Source organism: Zhongshania aliphaticivorans (assembly GCF_902705875.1).
Classification (GTDB): Bacteria; Pseudomonadota; Gammaproteobacteria; order Pseudomonadales; family Spongiibacteraceae; genus Spongiibacter; species Spongiibacter aliphaticivorans_A.
Window position 1 is genome coordinate 20,026 of the sequence record NZ_CACSIK010000005.1, and the last position, 19,181, is coordinate 39,206.

18 protein-coding genes are annotated in these 19,181 nt (G+C 47.9%); 10 read left to right on the forward strand and 8 right to left on the reverse strand.

The window, feature by feature from the left end:
* The first annotated feature begins 68 nt into the window (after window positions 1-68).
* The 10 genes from AELLOGFF_RS17835 (at window position 69) to AELLOGFF_RS17880 (ending at window position 10,102) form a co-directional block, all read left to right on the forward strand.
* Window positions 69-1,451, forward strand: coding sequence for a DUF1329 domain-containing protein (locus AELLOGFF_RS17835; RefSeq protein WP_327785495.1), 1,383 nt, complete (start codon window positions 69-71; stop codon window positions 1,449-1,451).
* Window positions 1,399-2,403 (forward strand): WD40/YVTN/BNR-like repeat-containing protein, encoded by a 1,005-nt coding sequence (locus AELLOGFF_RS17840; protein ID WP_159270364.1) that lies wholly within the window; start codon window positions 1,399-1,401, stop codon window positions 2,401-2,403. The genes AELLOGFF_RS17835 and AELLOGFF_RS17840 overlap by 53 nt, the downstream gene beginning before the upstream one ends.
* Window positions 2,404-2,427: 24 nt before the next feature.
* A complete protein-coding gene (locus AELLOGFF_RS17845) occupies window positions 2,428-4,338 on the forward strand; it encodes a DUF1302 family protein (protein ID WP_159270365.1) in 1,911 nt (636 codons plus the stop codon).
* A 99-nt stretch (window positions 4,339-4,437) separates the two neighbouring features.
* The gene (locus AELLOGFF_RS17850; RefSeq protein WP_159270366.1) at window positions 4,438-5,814 is read left to right on the forward strand and encodes a DUF1329 domain-containing protein; all 1,377 of its coding nucleotides are present in this window, start codon (window positions 4,438-4,440) and stop codon (window positions 5,812-5,814) included.
* A gap of 28 nt (window positions 5,815-5,842) precedes the next feature.
* Window positions 5,843-6,835 (forward strand): MDR family oxidoreductase, encoded by a 993-nt coding sequence (locus AELLOGFF_RS17855; protein ID WP_159270367.1) that lies wholly within the window; start codon window positions 5,843-5,845, stop codon window positions 6,833-6,835.
* Window positions 6,836-6,880: 45 nt separating this feature from the next.
* Entirely contained in the window at window positions 6,881-7,702 is an 822-nt protein-coding gene (locus AELLOGFF_RS17860; protein WP_200842776.1) for an SDR family oxidoreductase, read from the forward strand.
* Between the two features lie 14 nt (window positions 7,703-7,716).
* Complete coding sequence (locus AELLOGFF_RS17865; protein ID WP_159270368.1) at window positions 7,717-8,487, forward strand: glucose 1-dehydrogenase; 771 nt, start codon at window positions 7,717-7,719, stop codon at window positions 8,485-8,487.
* 45 nt (window positions 8,488-8,532) lie between these two features.
* A complete protein-coding gene (locus AELLOGFF_RS17870) occupies window positions 8,533-8,979 on the forward strand; it encodes a DMT family transporter (RefSeq protein WP_159270369.1) in 447 nt (148 codons plus the stop codon).
* Window positions 8,980-9,076: 97 nt separating this feature from the next.
* On the forward strand, window positions 9,077-9,331 hold the full coding sequence (locus AELLOGFF_RS17875; protein ID WP_159270370.1) for a hypothetical protein: 255 nt from the start codon (window positions 9,077-9,079) through the stop codon (window positions 9,329-9,331).
* 18 nt (window positions 9,332-9,349) lie between these two features.
* Entirely contained in the window at window positions 9,350-10,102 is a 753-nt protein-coding gene (locus tag AELLOGFF_RS17880) for a pteridine reductase (protein ID WP_159270371.1), read from the forward strand.
* A gap of 100 nt (window positions 10,103-10,202) precedes the next feature.
* Here AELLOGFF_RS17880 and acs read toward each other — a convergent pair whose 3' ends face one another.
* The 8 genes from acs to AELLOGFF_RS17920 form a co-directional block, all read right to left on the reverse strand.
* Entirely contained in the window at window positions 10,203-12,140 is a 1,938-nt protein-coding gene (gene acs / locus AELLOGFF_RS17885) for an acetate--CoA ligase (RefSeq protein WP_159270372.1), read from the reverse strand.
* 215 nt (window positions 12,141-12,355) lie between these two features.
* Complete coding sequence (gene panD, locus AELLOGFF_RS17890) at window positions 12,356-12,736, reverse strand: aspartate 1-decarboxylase (RefSeq protein ID WP_159270373.1); 381 nt, start codon at window positions 12,734-12,736, stop codon at window positions 12,356-12,358.
* A 35-nt stretch (window positions 12,737-12,771) separates the two neighbouring features.
* Window positions 12,772-13,656, reverse strand: a complete 885-nt coding sequence (gene panC / locus AELLOGFF_RS17895; protein ID WP_159270374.1) for a pantoate--beta-alanine ligase — start codon at window positions 13,654-13,656, stop codon at window positions 12,772-12,774.
* Between the two features lie 266 nt (window positions 13,657-13,922).
* Entirely contained in the window at window positions 13,923-14,714 is a 792-nt protein-coding gene (panB, locus tag AELLOGFF_RS17900) for a 3-methyl-2-oxobutanoate hydroxymethyltransferase (protein WP_159270375.1), read from the reverse strand.
* An 18-nt stretch (window positions 14,715-14,732) separates the two neighbouring features.
* Complete coding sequence (locus AELLOGFF_RS17905; protein ID WP_159270376.1) at window positions 14,733-15,413, reverse strand: deoxynucleoside kinase; 681 nt, start codon at window positions 15,411-15,413, stop codon at window positions 14,733-14,735.
* Entirely contained in the window at window positions 15,391-15,906 is a 516-nt protein-coding gene (folK, locus tag AELLOGFF_RS17910) for a 2-amino-4-hydroxy-6-hydroxymethyldihydropteridine diphosphokinase (RefSeq protein WP_159270377.1), read from the reverse strand. The genes AELLOGFF_RS17905 and folK overlap by 23 nt, the downstream gene beginning before the upstream one ends.
* Complete coding sequence (gene pcnB, locus AELLOGFF_RS17915; RefSeq protein ID WP_159270378.1) at window positions 15,903-17,276, reverse strand: polynucleotide adenylyltransferase PcnB; 1,374 nt, start codon at window positions 17,274-17,276, stop codon at window positions 15,903-15,905. Before pcnB ends, folK begins: the two co-directional genes overlap by 4 nt.
* 408 nt (window positions 17,277-17,684) lie before the next feature.
* Entirely contained in the window at window positions 17,685-19,133 is a 1,449-nt protein-coding gene (locus tag AELLOGFF_RS17920; RefSeq protein WP_159270379.1) for a sigma-54-dependent transcriptional regulator, read from the reverse strand.
* Window positions 19,134-19,181: the final 48 nt, after the last annotated feature.

Below are 19,181 nucleotides of genomic sequence, written 5' to 3' on the forward strand. Positions count from 1 at the left end.
ATTTTATTTATTATTCCGTTTTTCAATGCGCAAGATGACAACAATAAAAGGGTTTATCCCGGAGGAATATGATGCACATTAAAAAATATGATACCAACTTTAGTCGTCGTCGTTTTATGGAAAACACGATTAAAGGCATAGGGGCTGGTGGTGTTTTGGCACCATTGTGGCCACTGATTGCTAATGCAGAAGATACTAGCAAGGCTTATCCAGATGAGCTGTTATCCATCGAAATGTATACCAAAGGTAAAGTGAAGCCCGGTGACGTGATAACGGCTGATAATGTTGAACACGTTAAAGACTTGCTTGACCCCATTGCATATAAGCATGTCAAAGAAATGGGGCGTCGTATTCATATTGTTGAACCTGTGAAAGATGTGTCGCGCATTTTCCCGACAGAATATTTAGAGGCAACACTTAAAAACCAAGGTAAAGCGGTTATTGGTAAAGACGGTAATGTGTATACCAAAAGTGGGGAGCCTTGGATTGGTGGTACGCCTTTCCCTGAGCCAAAGAATGGCGTTGAAGCACAATACAATTTAACCCTGAGTTGGGGACGTCATGATTATTCCCAATATGCTGTGCGAGATTGGGATATCGATTCTTCTGGGGGTTTGTCTTATCAATACGATTTTGTGTGGACGGAATTGAATACTACGGCACGTACTGATGGCACTGTATGGAAAGGTAAAAAAGACTTACTGCGGTATCAATCAGTTTTCTTTACTGCTCCAAACGACAGTGCAGGTACGTCGTTCCTAAATATCTGGGATTACGATCAACGTAAATTTCCCGAGCTGCACGGTTATATTCCCGCTTTCCGTCGCGTCCGTCAGTTCCCTACTAACCAACGCTTTGAGCCGCTGGTTCCCGGTATTACTCTATTTTTATCAGACGCTTGGGCAGCTGGTGACCCACTGCAAACGTGGGGAAATTATAAAATTATTGGCCGTCAACCGATGTTGGGTGCGATAGGTTCTCGAAACTTTCATGGTGGCTACCATGATAATTGGGAGAAACCTGTTCATGGCGGCCCAAAAGATCAAACATTCTTTGATACTTATATGGAGCTTGTGCCTGAATGTATTGTTCTTGAAGGCGAGCCTACTGGCTATGCGCGAGCACCGGTTGGTAAAAAACGGGTATGGATTGATGTTCGCAATCAAATGTATGTTGCTTACGTTATTTATGATCGTCGCGGCGAAATTTGGAAGTCGTTTGAGCCGCATTACGCCATGCAGGACAACGATAAAATGACACGTAATGACGGCGCGCATCCTGCGTGGTCGTGGTCCAGTGTGCATAGCCATGATATTCAATCTAATCGCATGAGCCGATTTGTTCAGGCTAAGTCTGTCACCGGTGGTTATCAAAGTAATTACGATCCGGGCGATGTTGATGTCTTTAATAAATACCTTACTGTTCAAGCCATGCAGCGCCTTGGGGGTTGATGTGGACGTAATCGCGAAGCTTGTCCGGTGTGGGATGGGACTACTTGTTATTACTGTAATCGGTGCTGCAAATGCAGCGCCGTTGCAGGGGCAGCTAGTGAACCGTGGGCATGCACATGAGGCATTATTTGCCGTCAATGCCAGTAGTGAGGGTCTCATTGCTGTTGGAGGTGGCGGGCAGATAAGTACCAGCAAAGATGGCGAAAATTGGACAAGGCTTGATATAGACCTTGCTGGAAAATCATTGTTGGCAGTGTCTGATCTTGCTGGTAACGCAATTGCTGTTGGTCAGCAAGGCGTCATTGTTCGCCGTGATGGCAGTGGGTGGCATGAGCAAACCTCACCAACAACAGAGCGCTTATTTTCTGTGGCTCAGGATGGCGAGGGGTTTGTTATTGCCTCCGGTGGCTTTGGTACGGTGTTGCGGTCTGTTGATGGTGGCATACATTGGGAAAAGTTAGCCATTGATTGGCAGGCACTCATCGGGCAGTCCTATGAGCCTCATGTTTATAACGTGACGGTTGATGATCGTGGGCGAGCATACATGGTTGGAGAATTTGGCATGATCGCTAGGTCAGACGACCAAGGGCTTACATGGCAGGCACTGCACAGTGGCGATGAATCCTTATTTGGCTTTTCTCTAGGCGTGGACGGCTTGGCGTATGCAGTAGGTCAAAGTGGCACTATTTTACGCAGTCGTGACGCGGGGCTTAATTGGGAGAAAATAAGCTCGGGCAGTGAGGCTATTTTGCTTGATGTATCTATCCGTAGCGATGGTCGCGCTGTTGTGACAGGCATTCGCGAGGGGCTATCAATCGGTGCAGAAGACAGCAAGGCAACTCGTTTGGAAGATTCTCCCCTTTTAGTGTCTTGGTATTGTGATGTCAGTGTTTATAAAGGTGATTTTTATGTGGTTGGCGAAAAAGCCAATGTTATAAAGCTCTCTATTTAAAATATGTGTTGGAGATATATGGGTATGAAAAATAATAATCAGTTAGCGGCAGCTATTACCCTTGCCACTCTTGGGGTTAGCAATCCCGCGTGGTCGGCGAATGGTGAGTTATTTGGTATTGACTACAGTTCAAGCGGCTTTATTCGAGTCGAGGCGGCTGCGAAAACGGTTGGTGATGAGAATCCCTTTAATCAGCGCGGTAATATTTTTAACGGTGAGACCATCGATCGAGATGGTGGTGTCAATGCTGGCACCTTGTTGGGCCTTAATCTACCTATTGCGGTCGGCGTACCTATTACCGATCAGGCGACTCGCAATGGCGAGCCTGCAAATAACGATTTTAATTTTACCCAGGTTCGTTTGGAAAATACCTTGCAATTAAGGTTTAGTGATAACTGGTCTGCGACGGTAAAGTTACGCGGTATTTTTGATGCAGCGCAATATGATGAATTTGATCCCAATAGTGTAAATAGTGATGCAGCAGGGTATTTATACGGTGAGCCAAATTATTTTGAATACGATGATTATGAAACCGGCGGCGAGCAGAATCGCCTTGAAGTAGCTGGTGATAATTACATGATCGATTTTCCATCTCTCTATGTGGATTATCAGAATGGGCCAATTTTGGTGCGCGCTGGTAATCAACAAATAGCGTGGGGACAAGCACTGTTCTTTCGGGTAATGGATGTAGCTAACGGTTTGGACTTGCGGCGGCATTTAATATTGGACTTCGCTTCCGAAGAATATGCCGACGAACGTATTTCATCACCAGCTGTGCGTGTTTCTTACCAGTTAACCCCTAGCTGGGAGCTGGATATGTTTGCGCAAGCATTTCAGCCAACCATATATGCAAACCCCAATACGCCATATAACGTCATCCCTAGTCAGTTTACTGTTCATGATCGCTATAGCGACGCCAATGAAAAGATTAATAGTGGTTTTAGGCTGAAAGGTAATGTCGGTGATTTTGGTCTGCAATTTATGTACACCAATCGCTATAACCCTGACGGGGTTATTCGCTGGACGGCATCAGGTGTTAATCGTGATGCACCGGGTTTGCCTGGTACAGGCGCCATTCTAGCACAGACACCGCTAGAGGTTGATTCTACCGGCGTTTGGAGCGCGGAAGAATGGTTTACTTATGCCAGTATGGCGCGCTTAGATGGAACCGAAGGTTTAAATAAATTAATTACTGACTTCCCAGCTTCTCAGCTTTTATTGGCTAGACCGGTAAATGGTATAGATGCTGCAAAGGAAGAGCTAGATTTGTTCTTTATTCTAACGGGTGGTGTGGTTAATAGCCTGACGACAGGCCAAGGCATGGGCGGCTTGCGAGGCCATATCGAGCGAGAATATAAGCGGGAAGATATTTTTGGTACGGGCTTTAGTTACATCTTTAGCGGTGAGGCGGGCAGCTGGCTTGATCAGTTAATCCTTAACTTTGAAGTGTCTTTCACGCCAGATCGGGTGTTTACCTCGCCTGATCTTGGTCAGGAATATTTGGTTGAAGATGAGTATATCTCTGCATTGGTATTGGAAAAGTACCAGCGTTTTAGCCGGAAGTTCCCTGCAACGTATTTCGTCTTTCAGTGGATGCATCGCACCGAGAGCGATTTATTTGGCCGTCATCTGAGTGGTATGGGTGGGTCAGCAAACAATACACCTGAAGGTGTTGATGCTTGGGATGGCTTGGTGTTGGCAATTCAACAGCCGTTCCCCGGTTTGGTGTGGCGAGCTGATCTCTCAGTGCTGTACGACACGCGTGGAGGGATCTATGTTCAGCCAGCGCTTAAATGGAAGCCTAGTGGTAATTGGAATATTGAGGCCTTTTACAGTTATATCGATGACGATTTAAGCGCTAATGCCAATGAAAATATTATGCAGACGTTTGATTGGGCTGAAGAGTTTGGTTTGCGGGTTGCTTATCAGTTTTAATTTTTCTAGCTGTCGAGGGTGATGCCCTCGACTTTTGTCTAAGTAATAACGGGACCTTTCCGGCGGATTTTCCGCCGGCTTTTTTCAATAGGGCCGGACATGGTATTTCACATAAAAAAATATAATCAACACTATGCTCGCCGTCAGTTTATAAAGAAAACAGCGAGCCTTGCTTTGGGTGGTTTGTTAATGCCGGTTTGGAAAACCATGGCAAATAATGGCGATTTCTCGGCTGCCTACCCTGATGAGTTATTGTCCATTGATGAATACACTGGAGGAAAGTTATCCCCAGGGAATTATATTGATGCAAGCAATGTTGATCTCGTTAAAGATTTGTTGGAACCGGTTAAGTATTTTCAGATAAAAGAAATGGGTCGTCGTTTGCGTTTGCGAGAAACGACTCGTGACATTATGAAATTGAGTCCTTGGGAATATCTAGAAGCGAGCTTTAAAAATCGAGGTCAAGCTAAGTTCGACGAAAAGGGCAATGTGGTGACCTTAGAGGGAAAACCTTGGATAGGTGGCCTCCCGTTTCCAGAAGCGAAAAATGGTTTGGAGTTATTTGCTGGCTTGACCATGAGCTGGGGGCGGCATGATGCTTCCTTTTACGCTATTCGAGAATATGACTTAAGTCGCGAAGGGAAAATAAACTATCAGTATGAAAATGGTTGGGCTGAGTACGCACCGACCGGTAGATTGGTGTTACCCGAGGTGTACTGGAAGGGGCATGAAGATAAATTGCGCTACCAGAGTGTGTTTTTTTCAGAGCCAGACAGTGTTCGCGGTACGTCGTATTTGAATATTTGGCATTACGATCAGAATAAATTTCCTGATTTATATGGCTATATTCCCGACTTTAAACGGATTCGCCGTTTTCCAACCGATCAACGTTTTGAGCCATTGGTGCCTGGCTCGAGCTTATATTTGTCAGATGCTTGGGCCGCGGGCGACCCCTTACATACCTGGGGGAACTACAAAATAGTGTCGCGGGGGCCAATGTTAGCGGCGGTAAGTGGTGGTTGGAACTCTTCATCTGACACCTGGGCGCATACGACACATGGTGGGCCTAAGGGAGAGACATTTTGGGATACCGATGTTGAATTAGTTCCTGAGGCAATTGCAGTTGATGCTGAGCCAACCGGCTTTCCTCGCGCCCCTGTCGGGAAAAAGCGGGTGTGGTTTGACGCCCGCACGCAATTGCCGCTAGGCATGGTGTCATTTGATCGACGCGGTGAAATATTCCGATCGTTTGATGGTGCCTATGGTTTATATGAAGACGGTGATAAAAAAGTGATGGATGGTAAACATCCTTATTGGTCTTGGGGCCATGTTCACGCCTTTGATGTGCAAACGGGAAAAATGACACGATTAGAACAGCGGGCCAGCATGAGTGGTGGTCACAAAATGATGGTGAATTCGCATGATATCTATGACCGCTATTTAACGAACGGTGCACTGCGTCGTTTGGGTAATTAATATTTAATTTTATGGTGAGGTGAATGGCATGACAGAGACATATAAGGCATTAGTAGCAAACCGTCAAAATGGAAAGTTAGCCGTCGGTTTTGAGCAATTAAGCGCAACAGAGATTGGTGAGGGTGATGTCGAGGTTGCGGTTGAATACTCAACTTTAAATTATAAAGATGGCTTGGCCATGGCTGATGCAATACCTATTGTGCAAAAGGATAAATTGATTCTGGGTATTGATATGGCGGGGACAGTTGTTCGTTCCGAAAGCACCCGGTTTAAGGTAGGCGATAAAGTGGTCCTGAATGGCTACGGTGCATCGGAAACCCATAATGGGGGTTACACCCAACGGCTAAGAACTAATAGCGAATATTTAGTAAAACTACCTGCAGGTATTAGTACGAGGCAAGCAATGGCGATTGGTACGGCGGGTTACACGGCCATGCTATCGGTAATGCGATTAGAGAGTATGGGCGTTGTTCCTGAGTCTGGCGTGGTCTTGGTTACAGGCGCGTCTGGCGGTGTCGGTACAGTTGCTATTTCCTTGTTGTCAGCTTTGGGGTATCGGGTCACGGCATCGACAGGAAGAATGGATGAAGCAGCCTTTTTGAAAGGCTTGGGTGCTAACGATGTCATTAATCGTGAAGAGCTTTCTGAACCCGGTGAAATGTTGCAGTCCACCCGTTGGGCGGCGGCGGTCGATTCCTGTGGCAGTCACACCTTGGCGAATGTGCTTTCACAGCTGCATTACAGCGGCGTGGTGACGGCATGTGGGCTGGCCCAGGGCTTGGATTTGCCCAGCAATATGATGCCTTTTGCACTGCGGAATGTCTCTTTACTAGGCGTGGATTCTGTTCACGCGCCAATGCCTTTGCGTGAACAAGCTTGGAGCCGCTTGGCCAAAGATTTGGATATGGCTAAGTTGGAAGCGCTCACTGTCAATATCCCCTTTGAGGATCTTCCAGCGGCGGCGGGAAAAATTCTACAAGGGCAAATACGTGGTCGTGCGGTAGTTGAGATTGTGGCTTGATCAATACGTTATTTTCTAAGAAATTAAAATAATAAGGGCATGATTATGAATAAAACACTTTCGGTGTTTGGACTGGAAGGAAAGGTTGCCGTGGTGAGCGGAGCCGCGGCGGGCATTGGTGAGGCTTGTGCTAGGGCTTTTGCACAGGCGGGGGCTGCGGTAATGTTAAGTGATATTGATGTGGCAGCGTGCGAGCGAATCGCCGCTGAACTTAATGAGCAGGGGTTTGAGGCTAAAGCTATCCGTTTGGATGTGACTAGCGAGGCCGACTGGCAGGCCTTAACGGTAGTTTTGCAAGATTGGAAAAACCGCTGGGATGTTTTACTTAATAACGCCGGTATCTATATAGGCGGTTTGCTAGAAAATAACAGCAGTGCGCAAGTCAGTAAAATTAATCAGGTCAACATTGAGTCGGTATTTTTAGGTACTCGCACAGCAGTAGAGTGCATGAAGCCCAATGCGATGTTTGGTCATGGTGGTTCTATCATTAATCTGTCATCAATTGCGGGCTTAGTCGGTGTGCCTGGGCATAGTATTTACGGTGCCACCAAAGGGGCGGTTCGATCATTAACAAAGCACAGCGCGGTAGAGTTTGCGAAGTTTGGTTATGGGGTGCGGGTGAACTCTTTGCATCCGGGCTTAATTGAGACGGCGATGGGCGATCAAGCCTTGCAAGACTTTGTGGATATCGGTGTGGTCCCCAATGTTGATGAGGCAGCTACGCTGCTCAAGTCGGCAATGATTCCTATGGGGCGGCTTGGTAATGTCCAAGATATTGCCAATGCGGCTTTGTTTTTAGCATCTGATGCTAGCTCCTATGTAACCGGAGTCGAGTTAACCGTTGATGGCGGGTTTTGCGCTGCGTAAGCGCTGGAGGTTTTATGAATTGTCAGGATAAAGTCGCGCTGGTCACCGGTGCTGGTGTGGGAATTGGTGAGGCAACGTGCAAGGCCTTAGCGGCTGCAGGTGCAACGGTTGTGGTTAGTGATATCGATGAGGCGGCGGGGCTGCGAGTTGCAGATGAGCTTACTGCAGCAGGATATCAAGCCACATTTATAGCCTTAGATGTTTGCAATGAGGAACAGTGGCGCACTGTGATTAATGAGGTTGTTGAACGTTTTGGGCGTTTACAAATACTGATTAACAACGCAGGCATTGCCAATATTTGTGGAATTGAAGAAGAGACGCTCGAAGGTTGGCGAAAAACAAATACTATTAATAATGATGCTGTGTTTCTTGGCACCCGTGAAGCAATTCGAGTGATGAAAAATTCTGGTGGCAGTATTGTGAATATTTCGTCCATTGAAGGGATTGTTGGTGACCCGATGCTTCCGGCATATAACGCGAGTAAGGGCGCGGTGCGCGCCTTCACAAAGTCGATAGCCTTATATTGCGCAGATCGTGGTTACGGTATCAGGGTGAATTCTATGCACCCCGGTTATGTTGCAACACCCTTGGTTAGTGGTGCGCTGGCGCGCCTAAGTGCCAATGATGCTGAAGCATTTGCACAGCGAGTGGTGGCGAGTATTCCAATGGGGCGAATGGCAGAAGCGGATGAGATAGCTAATGGGGTGGTGTTTTTAGCCTCGGATGATGCGTCGTATATGACCGGTTCGGAACTCATTATGGATGGTGGCTACACAGCACGATAGATTCACCGCTGTTTGATTAATAATACGGTGGCTCAAGGCGGTATTATGCGTGAAGGTTTGCTCTTTCCGATGATTGCTTTACTGATTGGTGCCTGCATCCCGGTTCAAGCATCATTAAATGCAGCATTGAGTAAGTCGTGGGGTAATGTGTATTACCCCACGCTGGTTCTTTTTACTGTGGCGTTGTTGTGTATTGGTTTTGTGGTGGTGGCGAAGGGGATTCGGCCACCCAATTTTGCAGCTGTCAGTAGCGCACCTAGTTATGGCTATATGGCGGGATTAATTCTTGTAAGTAATATTTTGCTGATTACTTATTTGGCGCCAGGAATGGGGATGGGTAACGCCATTTTTTATATTGTAACAGGGCAAATTGTTGCTGCTGTTATTATTGATCACTTTGGGATGTTCGGCGTTAGTAAGATCCATCTGTCATGGCATCGTGTGAGTGGCGTGATGTTAATGGTATTAGGTCTAAGTTTAGCAAGACACTAGCGAAACGAAGCTAGCGTGTTTTTGAGTGTCATCGCTCAGCTTAGCTTGGGTATAATGGACGGTATCTTTCTGATTTTACAAGAGTGTGCCTTTTCTTATGCCTGACAATACTGAGTTCACATTATCTCCTTTGAGTCGAACTATCGAGCAAGACGGTAAAAAGCTCCGCGTTGAAATTTCTGACAATAATGCGGGCGGTTGGTTATTGGAGGTCTTTGACGAATTTAATAATTCGACGGTATGGGAAGACGCCTTTGAATCAGAGCAAGATGCTTTGTTTGAAATTGAGGCAACTATACGAGAAGAAGGGATAGATTGTCTTATTGGCCCTGTTGATGGTGGTGTTGTATAGCGATGGCTAAGGTGTGTTATGAGTGAACTCTTAAATACCCCTGTTGCCCTCGTCACTGGTGCTGGGCAGCGGTTGGGTGCAGAAATTTGCCGCCACCTTCATGCACGAGGTTATCGTATTGTTATTCATTACCGGCACTCTGCTGAGTCGGCAGTGCAGCTATGTGAATCGCTTAATGCATTACGAGCTAATTCTGCTATTACCTTAAGCGCTGATATGAATTCTGTTTCTGAAGTCGAGTCTTTGGCAAAAAAGGCGGTGTCGCAGTGGCAGCGTTTGGATGTATTGGTGAACAATGCGTCGAGTTTTTATCCGACGCCATTGGGTACTGTCACCGAAGCCCAGTGGGATGATTTGCAGGGTAGCAACTTGAAAGGCGCCTTCTTTTTGGCCCAGGCTCTGGCAATAGACTTGGCGTGTTCGTCTGGTTGTATCGTGAATATGATTGATATTTACGGTAGTAAACCGCTTGAAAAATACCCCGCCTACTCCATTGCCAAGGCTGGTGTGGCAATGATGACGCAGTCACTGGCGCTTGAATTGGCACCTGAAGTACGTGTAAATGGAGTTTCGCCAGGGGCAATTTTATGGCCAAGCGAAGAAACGGAATACAGTATTAACGAAAAGCAGGAGCTTTCGCAGCGGGTGCCCTTGCAGCGCCAAGGTGAAGCTACTGATATTGCTAAAACCGTCGTATTTCTAGTGGCAGATGCGCCGTATATTACTGGGCAAATGATAGCGGTGGATGGTGGTCGCTCGGTGGTGTTATAGCTCAATGAGCGCTGGACTGAACTGAGGGTCGCAGTTCATGTTTGTTATGGTGGTTTTATTTTCGGGGTGTGCCTATAGGCACACCCCGACATTTTTTCTATTAGCGATTCAGGCGGTGATTGATAAGTTCATCAACAACTGTAGGGTCAGCTAAGGTAGATGTGTCGCCTAGGGTGTCTAACTCATTGGCGGCAATTTTGCGTAATATTCGCCGCATAATTTTGCCTGAGCGTGTTTTCGGAAGGCCTGGCGCCCACTGAATTAGATCAGGTTTGGCGATAGGGCCAATTTCTTGGACGCAAAGTGCAATGAGTTCGCGAATAAGTTCATCGCTACCCTCGGTGTCGTGCATTAGTGTAACGTAGGCGTAAATTCCCTGCCCTTTAACGTCATGTGGATACCCCACCACTGCGGCTTCAGCAATAGCGGGGTGTAGCACAAGTGCACTTTCGACTTCAGCGGTGCCCATGCGGTGACCAGAGATATTTAAGACATCATCGACGCGCCCCGTAATCCAATAGTCCCCGTCTGCATCACGGCGAGCCCCGTCGCCGGTAAAGTAATAGCCGGGGTGAGTGCTGAAGTAGGTTTCGATTAAGCGTTGATGATCGCCATAGACACTGCGGATTTGGCCCGGCCAAGAACGCTTGATAACCAATAAGCCTTCGCCTGCGCCGTCGATTTCATTGCCATCGTTATCCAGTAGTGCTGGCTCAACACCAAAGAAGGGGCGGGTCGCCGACCCTGGTTTCATATCGATTGCGCCAGGTAGCGGGGTTAGCATGTGCGCCCCAGTCTCTGTTTGCCACCAAGTATCAACGATGGGACAGCGCTCTTCGCCAATAACGCGGTAATACCACTCCCATGCTTCTGGGTTAATGGGCTCACCAACCGTACCGAGCAGGCGTAGGCTGCTGCGATCAGTTTCGCTAACAAATTCATCGCCAGCCCCCATTAGAGCGCGCAATGCAGTGGGGGCTGTATAGAAAATGCTGACCTTGTGTTTGTCGACAACTTGCCAGCATCGGGATGCATCTGGATAGGTTGGGACGCCCTCAAACAGCAGCGTGGTTGCTCCGTTGGCTAGTGGGCCGTAAACAATATAGCTATGGCCTGTTATCCACCCAACATCGGCGGTGCACCAGTACACCTCGCCATCTTTGTAGTCGAAAACGTATTTATGGCTCATCGCCGACTGCAGCAAATAACCGGCGCTGGTGTGAAGCACGCCTTTTGGTTTGCCGGTTGAACCCGAGGTGTACAGTATAAAGAGGGGGGCTTCACTTTCTACTGCGACTGGGGGGCAGTCTGAAGACACCTTGGAAACTTCTTGGTGATACCAGAGGTCGCGTTGTTCCTGCCAATTGATCTCGCCTCCGGTGCGTTTTACTACCAAACAGGACTCAATACTCGGGCAGTCATTTAAGGCAAGGTCTGCATTAGCTTTAAGCGGGATTTTTTTCCCACCCCGTAAGCCTTCATCAGCGGTGATCAGCATTTTACACTCTGCATTTTGAATGCGATCCTTGAGTGCCTCGGGTGAAAAACCGCCAAAGACCACTGAGTGCACCGCACCAATTCGGGCGCATGCCAGCATTGCATAGGTGGCTTCGGGAATCATTGGCATGTAGATACAGACGCGATCACCTTGGCTTACGCCTTGAGCGAGTAAGACATTGGCCAGTTTGCACACCTCGCTATGGAGCGCTTTATAGCTAATAGTTATTGATTCACTAGGATCGTCGCCTTCCCAGATAATGGCTGCTTGGTCTCCTCTGGTCTCCAAGTGACGGTCAATACAGTTGTAAGAGACGTTAAGTTTACCGCCATCAAACCAGCGGGCATCTCCTTTCTCAAAATCATAACTATTTACTGTGTGCCATGGTTTATCCCAGCTTAGAAATGCTGTGGCTTGGTCGGCCCAGAAGGTATCTGGGTTACTGATAGATTGCTGGTACATTTCGTCGTATTGCTGGCGATTGATGTGAGCATTTTCGGCGAAAGTGGTGGGGACTGGGTGAATAATATGCTTGCTCATGAATCTTGCTCTCTTAGTACGATTGTTATGTTTGTTAATCTTCTGCGTCAGTGCAGGTATTTATTTTAATGAGTAAAGGCAGGATAACGGCTTGGGCTTGATGATTGAAGCTTAAATTGCGCTCAGTTTAGCGGCGTGACAATGCCCAGAATATCTTTCCGGGGTTGGTGCTGGTATTGGGGGGGAAGGCAGAGGCTGATACCTCTGCCAATAGATTAGGCGACTTGAACGGGGATGGCGTTACTGGCGTGACTGACAGTATTATCCGGATTCATATAAATTAGGCGCGGCTTAAAGTTGATTAGCTCAGCCTCTGAATAGGTGGCGTAGGCGCAAATGATAATGGTGTCATTGACGCTGGCCTTGTGTGCAGCGGCGCCGTTGATAGAGATAATGCCGCTATTCTCTTCACCGCGAATGGCGTAGGTGGTAAAGCGCTCGCCATTGGTGACGTTGTAAATCTGAATTTGTTCAAATTCACGGATGCTCGACATATCAAGCAGCTTACCGTCTATGGCGCAGGATCCCTCATAATCTAGCACAGCATGAGTGACACAAGCTTTGTGGAGTTTCGCTTTCAGCATGACTGATTGCATAACACTGTTCCTTTCTCTTTAAGTCTAGGCTGGCTTTAATTTGCTGCCAGCATTCCCCAGTCGGCGCTGGGGTTAACATTTAGGGTTACATTGTCGATCAAGCGCGTAGTGCCTAGTTTGGCTGCGGCGAGAATGACTACTTCTTCAGTATCCCCAGTGATTGGACGCAGGGTACGAGCATCGCAAATAGTAAAATAGTCAGATTTTAATCCGGCCTTGTTAAGGCTGATTTTTGCATGCTGCTCTAAATTACTATAGCTGTCGTAACCGCAGGCAATAGCTTCCCGTGTTTCTTGCAGTACTCGGTGTAAGGTCGGTGCTATGCTACGTTGCTCGGTATTTAAATAACCGTTTCGTGAGCTTAATGCTAAACCGTCTTGCGCCCGCGCAGTTGCAACGCCAATAATATTAATTGGCATACATAAGTCGCTTACCATTTTACGGATAACGCTAAGTTGCTGAAAATCCTTTTCGCCAAACACGGCTGTGTCTGGTTGCACAATATTAAATAATTTGGCCACGATGGTAGCAACGCCGGTAAAGTGCCCCGGACGACTTGCGCCACAGTGGTTGTCAGACAGCTCGGGCACACTAATTTTTGTGTGGCTGTCCATTCCTTCCGGATAAATCTCACTTGCGTGGGGAAGGAATAGGTATTGCGCGCCCTCTGCAAACAATTTTTCTTTGTCGGCAGCAAGGGTGCGTGGATAGTTACTGAGGTCTTCGTTAGCGCCAAATTGAAGGGGGTTCACGAAGATGCTGACAACTACAATGTCGGCGTGCTGCTTGGCATGCTGAACAAGGCGTAGGTGCCCCTCATGTAAGTTGCCCATAGTCGGTACAAACGCGATGGTTTTTCCACTGCGCTTTTCCGTGTTTATGGCGGCCCTTAATGATGCGGCTGTGCTGTAAGTTTTCATACCACCCAACTTCCCAATCTCGTACTTCGCAGAGCGAAGGTAGTTTGCTGTGAAGTCAGTCCGCGCACACCGCGGGCTGGCGACCAATACACTGGCAATAAGGTCCTAAAAAGCTGAAAAGACTGTTCATAATCTGATCAGTTTGGCCAGTGGCGGGCAAGTATGCCCCAATCGGAATGGCCGTTCAATGCTTTGGTAACAAAAAATTCATTACTTTGTTACCTTGGAAAACGTTTCCCGAGGTAACAGTTTAATATTGTAAACCTTTAGTTGAAACTATGCTCGTCCGTCGGGAAGCTGCCGTCAAGAACTGCGCTATTATAGCGTTTTAGAGCATCTTCTATACTATTACTTCCCTCCGCAAAGTTACGTACAAAGCGTGCGGTTTTCTCAGTAATGCCAAGAAGGTCATGTAACACCAGCACTTGCGCATCGGTATCGCAACCGGCGCCTATGCCTACCACAGGAATCTTAAGGGTTGAGCTGATCTCTGCCGCTAACTGGCGGGGGACGCATTCAAGCACCAGCATGGCTGCACCGGCTGCCTCAAGCGCTATTGCATCGTTGAGAATTGCTTTCGCTTGGCTGTCGTCTCGACCCTGTACTCGATAGCCGCCTAATACGTTGACGGACTGTGGGGTGAGCCCCAAATGGCAGCACACTGGAATTCCTGCCTGGTTGAGAAGGCAAATGCTTTCTGCCAGCCAGCTACCGCCTTCAATTTTGACCATATGAGCACCCGCTCGCATTAGTGTTGCGGCGTTGTCTGCGCATTGCTGGGGGTGGTTATAGCTGCCAAAGGGCATGTCGCTGATAATGAGCGGTTGTTGGCAGCCGCGCGCAACGCTAGCTGTGTGGTAAGCCATATCGTCAATGGTCACGGCCAGTGTTGAGTCACGCCCTTGAAGTACCATGCCTAGCGAGTCACCAACCAGAATAGTTTCTATGCCGGCTTTTTCTACAAGCTTTGCAAAACTTGCGTCATAGCACGTTACCATGGCGAATTTTTCCTGCTGTTGCTTCTTTGACAGCAGTTTGAGTATGTTGACTTTGCTCATAGAGTACCTCGGCAGTGCTCAGAAAAATGTGGGGTTAAAATAATGTCGACCACTGCGTATTTCCAGTAGATATTGAAGTAATTGCTCATATTGACGGTCGTTATTGGCAAAATCTATTTCGCTGGCATTAATAATTAGGAGGGGTGAGTCGTTATAGTTAAGGAAAAACTCACTGTAAGCGGCGTTTACCCGTTCTAAGTAATCACCATGAATACTCTGCTCAAACTGTACGCCACGATGCTGTATTCGCTCTTTTAACACTTTTACTGGGGCTTGTAAGTAGATCACTAAATCGGGGGTGGGAATATCGACCTCAACCTGTTGATACACTTTGTGGTAGAGCTCTAATTCATTCGGCTCTAAGGTGATTTGGGCAAATAGCGGGTCTTTTTGAAATAGAAAATCAGCGATATGTGTTTGGCTAAACATATCGCTTTGGCGTAAGTCACTCAGTTGTTGTGCGCGTTGAAATAAAAAGAATAGTTGCGCTGACAATGCGGCGTGACGCTGATTGGCATAAAAGCGCTCAAGAAAAGGGTTATCTTCAGCTTGCTCAAGCAGCATCTGATAGCCAAGTGACGTGGCTAAACGCCGTGTTAGTGTGCTTTTACCCACCCCGATGGGGCCTTCAATGGCGATGAAGCAGGGTGGTTTTTCGGCGTTGATAATGGGTTCATTAAGAAGTGATCGCTTTATCATCTGGCTCTAAAACCCATAGTTTGTCGTTGTCGGAATAGTGTGTGCTGAATTGTTTTTCAGGTCCATTTAAACCATGGTGGCTGAGTAATTCTGCTGGTGCAATATCGAAGAGGGGCCGGAGCACGAAATCTCGCTCAAACATTCGTGGGTGGGGAACTGTCAATTCAGGCGATTGAATTATGGCTTGGCCGTACAACAGCAAATCAAGATCTAAGGTTCTTGCAGCCCAGCGTACAGTGCGCTGGCGCTGATGTTGAGCTTCGATGGCCTGCAGTGTGTTGAGAAGCTTGCTTGCCGTCAGGGTGGTATCAATTGCTATTACCGCATTGACGTAGTCATCTTGCTCGCCTGGACCGATAGCTACTGAGCCATAAAGGCGAGATTGCGCTATTAAATGACAGCCGGGTGTGGCAGCAATGGTTTTAATAGCGCTCAAAACTTGTTGCCTGGGTGTATTTAAATTGCTGCCCAAGCCAATGTAGCTTCGCGTCATCGTGCTTTACGAGGGCCGCGGCGGCGTCGAGTCGGACGGGCTTTATCGCCTGCTGGTACTTGAGTCAGCATGGCGCCACGGGTATCGCTGTGTGCTTCTTGAAATGCCAGCCACCACTGCCCAAGTCCTGCTTCTATTTCACCGGCTTGTTCGCGCAGTAATAGAAAGTCAAAGCCGGCGCGGAAGTAGCGATGGCCTAGCAGTAGTTCTGCCCGTTTACCCGAGCGACGGGTTAGGCGGCTTTGCAATTCCCAGATATCTCGCATTGGCAGCGAGAAGCGCTTGGGGATGGCAACGGTTTGCTGTTGTTTGTGGAGCACGCGCTCAGCGGCTTGGTGAAGTGCTGGGATTTCTGGCACGCCACTGTCGATGATTTCTTTATGTGTCTTTTTGACAACCGGCCACAGTAATACGGCGTAGATAAATGCCGGTGTAACGGGTTTACCCTCGGCAATTCGTGCGTCGGTATTGATTAGGCCTTGCTGGATAAGTTCCTCGGCCGCTGATGCGGTTTGATTCAGCATCTTATGGGTGGCTGGGAACAGGGGGCGAAACAAGTCGTAGCGCTGCATTAGGGCGTAGGTTTGAAGTCCTTGGCCCGACATAAGCAATTTGATTACTTCATCAAACATCCGTGCCGCAGAGATATCTGTGAGTAGCGGCGCCAAGCGTTTAAGCGGCTCTTCGGTATGTTGCTCGATATCGAAATTAAGCTTTGCGGCAAAGCGTACAACTCGCAACATTCGTACCGGGTCTTCGCGGTAACGGGTTTCTGGATCGCCGATGATGCGGATTAGTTTCTGCTCTAGGTCGTGCATGCCGCCAACGTAGTCATGAACGCAAAAATCGCGGCTTGAATAATAAAGTGCGTTGATGCTCAGGTCGCGGCGTGCAGCGTCTTCATCTATTGAGCCGTAGACATTGTCGCGAGTAAGCATGCCAGACTCAGTTCGAGCTGAATTTTTGTTGCGCTGGGTTGACGTGCTCGGCGCGTCGTGACTACCACGAAAAGTCGTAACCTCGATGACCTCTTTGCCAAAGCGGACATGGACAATACGGAAGCGGCGGCCAATGATCCTGCTGTTACGGAATGCGCCGCGTACTTGTTCTGGCGTGGCATTGGTTGCTATGTCGAAGTCTTTGGGGTGGCCGCCAAGTAAAAGGTCTCTTACTCCGCCCCCTACTAAATACGCGTCAAAACCTTCGTCATTTAAGCGGCGGATGACTTTGAGTGCGGCGTCGCTTATATGCTTGCGGGATACGCAGTGGTCGTCTCGCTGAATGATGGTTGCAGCGCTTGATGTATTGTTGGGTTTGGAAAACTTGTTGGAGATTTTTTTCCAGAGCCCGGTTACAGAGCTAGATGTCATTGATTTCTGCGTAGCCGATAAATTTTGTAAAGCCGGTATTCTAGCACAGGCGTATTTGTAGTGTTGTTAAAGGAGTGATGGATTTTAGAGGTTAATGAGTTAGAGCGTGTTGAGGGAAATTGCTAGGGGGTAAAACGAAGAAGGGGAAAACAATGTCTTCCCCACCCAGGTCTCTTTGCTTATGTATTATTATTATTCTTTCTCTATTTTCTTATTATTATTTTCATTTTTTATTATTCTTCGCCCCTAACATAGAGCACTTGCCGTGCCAGCTTTTTAATCTCTTTGTATATCAACACCTTACGTTTTTTTGCTAGTTATTATTACTTAGGTGATTATGCGGATTGTTACCTTAATAAACGCCTGTTGTTACGATTACTGGCCTTTGGTAACGCTCGGCTTGATGGTTTATGTTCCTGCGCGAGCACTGACCTTTTTGCGAGGGATTCCAAGCCGTTGACGTCGCTCCCAAAGACATTTTCTGCTCACCCCCAGCTTTTGGGCTAGTTCGGTTTCGCTCATAGAGTCTTGGTGTTCAAGAACAAAGCGTTGGAAATAATCTTCTAAGGACAGGTCTTCGCTCGGATCGGCGTGATGGGGTTTGCGCCCATCGCGGCTTCGCGAGTCAGAGTTGGTGTTATTTGTTGGTCGAGAGGGTGAGTCGTTATTACGCCCTCTGATTTGGCTGATATCAACCAGTTCTAAATCGATGTCGAGCAGTTCGTTGTCGATTTCTTTGCGCTCACACAGTATTACCGCTCGCTCAATGGCATTCTCAAGTTCGCGGATGTTACCCGGCCATATATAGGTGGTGATGGCCTGAATAGCTTTGGGGCTGAAATGCATTAACGGTTTCTTCATTTTCTCGCAGCGATTTTTGAGTAGTGTCTCTGCAAGCTCTAAGATATCTTTGCCGCGCTCACGCAGTGGCGGCAATTCTAATTTCATTACGTTAATTCGGTAGTAAAGGTCTTCTCGAAAGTCCCCATCGTGGGCCATTTCCTTGAGATCGCGGTGGGTAGCGCAGACCAGCCTAACGTTGACCTTGATTGACTCTACTGAGCCAATGCGGCGTATTTCGTCTTCTTGGATAAATCGAAGTAGTCGAGCTTGGGCTTCAAGGGGGAGTTCACCAATTTCGTCGAGAAATAGTGTACCGCCGTCGGCGGCTTCAATAAGGCCGGTGCGATTTGCATTTGCCCCTGTAAACGCCCCTTTCTCATAACCAAAGAGTTCTGACTCTATCAGCGTATCGGGAATGGCGGCGCAGTTAACGCAAATAATGGGTTTGCCTTGGCGCGGGCTTTGATTGTGGATGGCGCGGGCGACGAGTTCTTTACCGGTGCCGGTTTCGCCGTGGACAAGGACGGTGGCGTCGGTGGGTGCGGCTTTGCGAATGTAATCATAAAGCTGTTGCATGGCTTTACAGCTGCCAATCATACCGTTGGCGTCGGCAATTTGTTTTCGTTGGTTGCTCGTAGGCTCCAGCGTGTTGACTTTTTTCTCGCTGCTGGTGGTGCGGATAATACGCTCAACTGTTTCTAGCATTTCGTCGTGATCAAAGGGCTTGGCGATATAATCTATGGCGCCCTTCTTCATGGAGTCGACGGCGGATTTAAGACTGGCATAGCTAGTCATAATCAATACCGGTGCATCCGTTTTATTGATTAAGTCGGTGCCCGATGCACCGGGTAGGCGCAAATCGCTAATGATTAAGGCGTAATCATTAATATTGTAATTGGCAATGGCCTTCGATACGGAGTCCGCTTCATCAACTTGGTAGTCATTTCGCTCAAGCAGGCGTCGAAGCGCTAGACGGATAACATCTTCGTCTTCGACTATTAGGATTTTAGGCATATTTCTCTCCGTGGATTCGTCTAGCTACTACCGAGCGGGCGCGTAGCC